The sequence below is a fragment of the Salipiger sp. genome (assembly GCF_059781815.1).
In genome coordinates this window covers 1-5,075 of the sequence record NZ_JBYNAH010000088.1, presented here as the reverse complement: position 1 = coordinate 5,075, position 5,075 = coordinate 1, and the positions used below count along the sequence as shown (strand labels likewise).

Below are 5,075 nucleotides of genomic sequence, written 5' to 3'. Positions count from 1 at the left end.
TGCTTGCGCTTTTCCTGGGGGGGGGCGGGGGGGGGGGCCCGCCCCCCCCCCGGCGCGGGCCTTCGGCCCGCGGAAGACGGGGCGGGCCCACGGTCCGAAGAGAGAGGTTGCCGGCCTGCGGCCCGCCAGAAGAAGGGGCGCTGCCCCTCTGCGCTTGCGCGCATTCACCCCGGAGTATTTGGGACGTAGAGAAGATGCAGCGTCGCGCGGAGAGGATGGGCCGCGCAGGGTCAGGAAGGGTGCGGTTTGGGACGCTATATTCTGAAACGGCTGATCTCGGCGGTGCCGGTGCTCCTGGGCATCACGGTGATCGTCTTTGCCATCATGGCGATGATCCCGGGCGATCCGGCCACCGCAATCCTCGGCAGCTACGCCACGCCGGAGAATGTCGAGAAGCTGAACCGGGATCTGGGGCTCGATAAGCCGGCAGTGCAGCGCTATTTCATCTGGCTCTGGAACATGGCTCAGGGCGATTTCGGGCGGTCCTTTTCACTCAACCGGCCCGTGCTCGACGAGGTGCTCGACCGCTTCGGGGCGACGCTGGTGCTGGCGGGGAGCGCCTTCATGCTGTGTTCCGTGCTGGGCGTGGCGGCGGGCGTGGTCTCGGCGGCGCGGCAATACGGGCTGGCGGACAAGGCGATCACCTTCACGGTGCTGCTGGGGATCTCGATCCCGTCCTTCTTTCTCGGCATGATGATGATCCTGATCTTCGCGGTCGAGCTGCGCTGGTTCCCGGCCTCGGGGATGTGGCCGATCTATGGCGACCGGACAGTGCTGGTGTTGATGAAGCATCTTGCCATGCCGGCGCTGGCGCTTGCCGTGGTGGCCACCGGCGTGGTGGCGCGGCTGTCGCGCTCGGCCATGCTCGAGGTGCTGCGGCAGGACTACATCCGCACCGCCCGCGCCAAGGGGGTGCCCGAGCGCGGGGTGATCTGGCGCCACGCCCTGCGCGCCGCCATGGTCAGCATCCTGCCGGTGCTGGGCATCCAGGCGGGCTTCGTGCTGTCGGGGGCGGTCTATATCGAGATGGTGTTCCAGTGGCCCGGGGTCGGGCGGATGCTGGTCGACGCCATCCTCAAGCGCGACATCCTGCTGGTACAGGGCGGCGTGGTGCTGGTGGCGGCCTGCTACGTGCTGTTCAACATCGTGGTCGACGTGGCGCAGAGCCTGCTCGACCCGAGGATCAAGACATGAGCACGCTCGCCCTTCTCGCGCGCAACCGACTGGCGCTGGCCGGGCTGATCGTCATGGCTCTCGTGGTCGTGCTGGCGCTGCTGACGCCGGTGCTGCCGCTGCCCGACTCGGACGTGACCAACACCGGCAACCGCTTCGTGAAACCGTTCTCGGAAGGTGCGCTCTTGGGCACGGATCACCTTGGCCGCGACCAGCTCTCGCGGCTCCTGTGGGGCACGCGGCTGAGCCTCGCCGTGGGCTTTGCCGCCGCGGCGATCGCCGCGGTGCTGGGGGCGGCGGTGGGGATCGTCGCGGGCTATTACGGCGGCCGGGTCGACAACCTGATCATGCGCGGCGTCGACATGCTGATGGCGTTTCCCTACATCCTGCTGGCGCTGGCCATCGTGGCGGCCCTCGGCCCCGGGCTGCTCAACGCGCTGATCGCCGTGGCCGCCGTCAACATCCCGTTCTTCGCACGCAACATCCGCGGCATCACCGTGGGCATCGCCAACAAGGAATTCGTCGATGCCGCGCGGCTCGCCGGCATGAATGATGCGCGCATCATCGTGAGCGAGGTGCTGCCCAACGTGATCCCGGTCATCGTCATCGCCATGTCGACCACCGTGGGCTGGATGATCCTCGAGACGGCGGGGCTTTCCTTCCTCGGACTGGGCTCGCAGCCGCCGCAGGCCGATCTCGGTTCGATGCTGGGCGAGGCGCGAGCGGCGCTGATCACCAGCCCGCACACCTCCATCGTGCCCGGCGCGATGATCCTGGTGATCGTCATGGCGATCAACCTGCTGGGCGACGGCGTGCGCGACGCGCTCGACCCGCGGCTGCGCTCGGGAGCGCTGACCCGGCCGATGGCGGCAACGCTGGTGTCGCGCGACGGACCCGTGCCGGAGCCTGAGGGCGATGACGTTCTGAGCCTGCGCGAGCTGCAGACGCAGTTCCACGTGAAGCAACGCATCTACCGCGCCGTGGGCGGGGTGAGCCTCGGGGTGAAGCCCGGCGAATGCCTCGGCATCATCGGCGAGAGCGGCTCGGGCAAGTCGGTCACCGCGCTGTCGGTGATGGGGCTGGTGGCGTCGCCGCCCGGGGTGATCACCGGCGGGGCGGTGCATTACAAGGGCGAGGATCTCGTGGGCGCGCCCTATGGCAGGCTGCGCGATCTGCGCGGGCGCGAGGTGGCCTATATCTTCCAGGATCCGCTGGCGACGCTGCACCCGCTCTACAAGGTCGGCGATCAGTTGGTCGAGGCGATCCGGGTGCACCACGCCATCTCCAGCAAGGAGGCACGGGCCAAGGCGCTGAACCTCCTGCGCGACGTGCGTATCCCCAATCCCGAGAGCCGGCTCGACAGCTTCCCACACGAGCTCTCCGGCGGGATGCGGCAGCGCGTCGGCATTGCCATGGCGCTGGCCAACGATCCCGAGGTGATCATCGCCGACGAGCCGACCACCGCGCTAGATGTCACGGTGCAGGCGCAGATCCTGTCGCTGCTCGACACGCTGCGGCGCGAGAAGGGGCTGGCCATCGTCTTTATCACCCATGATTTTGGCGTCGTGGCGCAGCTCTGCGACCGGGTCGCGGTGATGTATGCCGGGCGCATCGTCGAGGAGGGGCCGACGCGCACCCTGCTCGAAGCCCCGGCGCATCCCTACACAAGCCGGCTCATCGCCTGCGTGCCCGAGCTGGGCGGCGGCAAGCGCGCGCTTCACGCGATCCCCGGCCTGCCGCCGGCGGTCGACGACCTGCCGCCGGGCTGCGCCTTCGCGCCGCGATGCGACAAGGCGCAGCCGGCCTGCCGGCAGGGCGAGATCGCGCTGGAGGCGCACGGGGCGCGGAAGCTGCGCTGCCTCTTCCCGGAAACCCAAGTGGAGGGCAGCGCATGAGCCTCGCTTTGCGGCTGGAAAACCTGTCCAAGACCTTCGCCGTAGGCAAGCGGCTCTTCGGCGCGCCCAAGGGGCATGTGCACGCGGTGCACCCGGTGAGCCTCGAGGTGGCGCAGGGCGAGACGCTGGGCATCGTCGGCGAGTCGGGCTGCGGCAAGTCCACGCTGGCGCGGATGCTGGTGGGGCTGCTCGAGCCCTCGGGCGGGCGCATCGAGATCGAGGGGCAACCGCTCGACAATGCCGACCCGGCGGTGTTCGGCAAACGCATCCAGTATGTCTTTCAGGATCCGATCAGCTCGCTCAACCCGCGCAAGACCATCCGGCAGATCATGGAAGCGCCGCTGAAACGCCTGCATGGCATGGGGCGCGCGGGGCGGGAGAAACGGATCTCTGAGATCTTCGCCCAAGTAAACCTGCGCGAGGAGTTTCTCGAGCGCTACCCGCACGAGTTCTCCGGCGGGCAGGCCCAGCGCATCGGCATCGCGCGGGCTCTGGCGGCGGAGGCGCGCATCCTGATCCTCGACGAGCCGGTCTCGGCGCTCGACGTGTCGGTGCAGGCGCAGGTCCTGAACTTGCTGGCAGATCTGAAGGCGCGGCTGGGGCTAACCTACCTGTTCATCTCGCACGATCTGGCGGTGGTCGAGGCGGTGAGCGACCGCGTCGCGGTGCTCTATTTCGGCTCGGTGGTCGAGGTCGGGCGGGCGGAGGACGTTTTCTCCTCACCGCGCCATCCCTACACCAGGCTGCTGGCCGATAGCGCACCGGTGGTGGGCCGGGCGCTGAGCGCGCCCGAGGGGCGCGAGACCGAGCTGCCCGACCCGCTGAACCCGCCCAAGGGCTGCGCCTTCCGGGCGCGCTGCCCGAATGCCGGGCCGCGCTGCGCCGAGGAGGTGCCGCAGCTCGAAGGCGAGAGCGGGCAGGTCGCCTGCTTCCACCCGCTGCGCTAGGGCCGCGCCTTCAGTGAGAGATCATCCAGGGCCGCGCCGCCGGGAAGCTCTTGGAGCCGTCGGGGCGGTGCAGCGTCTTTGACGGCAGCTTCTTAGATCCCGAGCAGCAGCCGCAGCCGGGCCCGTGCTTGCGGGTGCTCTTGGGATCGTGGCGGGCGCGCTCGTTGGTGGCGAAGGCGCCGCGCCGGGCGCCGTCCATCATCGCCAGCTGCGGCGCGGTGAAAAGCGCGCGCGGTGCCTCGCTGCCGCAGTCGGGGCAATCGCAGGGCTTGTCGTAATCGGCCATCGCCGCCATCGCGGTGAACGGGCCGCAATCGGCGCAGAGGTAATCGTAATAGGGCATGGTCATCCGCTCCGGGAAGTGCAGGGAGGGAGCCGGGGCGCTGCCGCCCCGGCTTGCGAGAGGCCTCAGAGATCGGGGGCCAGCGGCACGTCGACCGAGCCGTCGAGATACTTGGTCGGCCCGTCGGCGCCGGGCATGATATCGAACTCGAAGATGTCGTTCGGCAGCCAGAGCGTGGCGCAGGCGTTGGGAATGTCGACTACCCCTGAGATATGGCCCTGCACCGGCGCGGTGCCGAGGATGGCGTAGGCCTGCGCCCCGGTGTAGCCGAACTTCTTCAGATACTCGATGGCGTTGAGGCAGGCCTGGCGGTAGGCCACGTGCACGTCGAGATAATGCTGCGAACCGCCCTCATCGACCGAGATGCCCTCGAAGATCAGGAAATCGTCGTATTTCGGCTGGATCGGCGAGGGTTTGAAGATCGGGTTCTTGATGCCGTATTTCTCCATCCCGCCCTTGATCAGCTCGACGCGGATATGCAGCCAGCCGGCCATCTCGATGGCGCCGCAGAAGGTGATCTCGCCGTCGCCCTGGCTGAAGTGCAGGTCGCCCATCGAGAGGCCCGCGCCGTCGACATAGACCGGGAAGAAGCAGGTCGAGCCGCGCGACAGGTCCTTGATGTCGCAATTGCCGCCATGCTCGCGCGGCGGCACGGTGCGGGCGGCCTCGGCCGCTGCGGCGGCGCGCTCGTCGCCCTTCATCTTGCCCATATGGGCC

General features: G+C 68.7%; 5 protein-coding genes. 3 read left to right on the top strand and 2 right to left on the bottom strand.

Annotated elements, in window-relative coordinates:
- Nucleotides 1–246: 246 nt before the first annotated feature.
- From AC6RA4_RS12000 to AC6RA4_RS11990, 3 genes are read left to right on the top strand one after another with little or no spacing between them, the layout of a single operon-like run.
- Nucleotides 247–1,194 carry an ABC transporter permease gene (locus AC6RA4_RS12000; protein WP_500160563.1) on the top strand — a complete coding sequence of 316 codons (948 nt, stop codon included), beginning with the start codon at nucleotides 247–249 and terminating at the stop codon, nucleotides 1,192–1,194.
- Nucleotides 1,191–3,068, top strand: coding sequence for a dipeptide/oligopeptide/nickel ABC transporter permease/ATP-binding protein (locus AC6RA4_RS11995; protein ID WP_500160561.1), 1,878 nt, complete (start codon nucleotides 1,191–1,193; stop codon nucleotides 3,066–3,068). The genes AC6RA4_RS12000 and AC6RA4_RS11995 overlap by 4 nt, the downstream gene beginning before the upstream one ends.
- The gene (locus tag AC6RA4_RS11990) at nucleotides 3,065–4,015 is read left to right on the top strand and encodes an ABC transporter ATP-binding protein (RefSeq protein ID WP_500160559.1); all 951 of its coding nucleotides are present in this window, start codon (nucleotides 3,065–3,067) and stop codon (nucleotides 4,013–4,015) included. The genes AC6RA4_RS11995 and AC6RA4_RS11990 overlap by 4 nt, the downstream gene beginning before the upstream one ends.
- A 10-nt stretch (nucleotides 4,016–4,025) precedes the next feature.
- On the opposite strand, the gene AC6RA4_RS11985 is transcribed toward AC6RA4_RS11990, so the two are convergent.
- On the bottom strand, nucleotides 4,026–4,358 hold the full coding sequence (locus tag AC6RA4_RS11985; RefSeq protein ID WP_222603030.1) for an FmdB family zinc ribbon protein: 333 nt from the start codon (nucleotides 4,356–4,358) through the stop codon (nucleotides 4,026–4,028).
- A gap of 65 nt (nucleotides 4,359–4,423) precedes the next feature.
- The coding region (locus AC6RA4_RS11980) for an acetamidase/formamidase family protein (protein WP_500160557.1) at nucleotides 4,424–5,075 on the bottom strand (652 nt) is incomplete at its 5' end.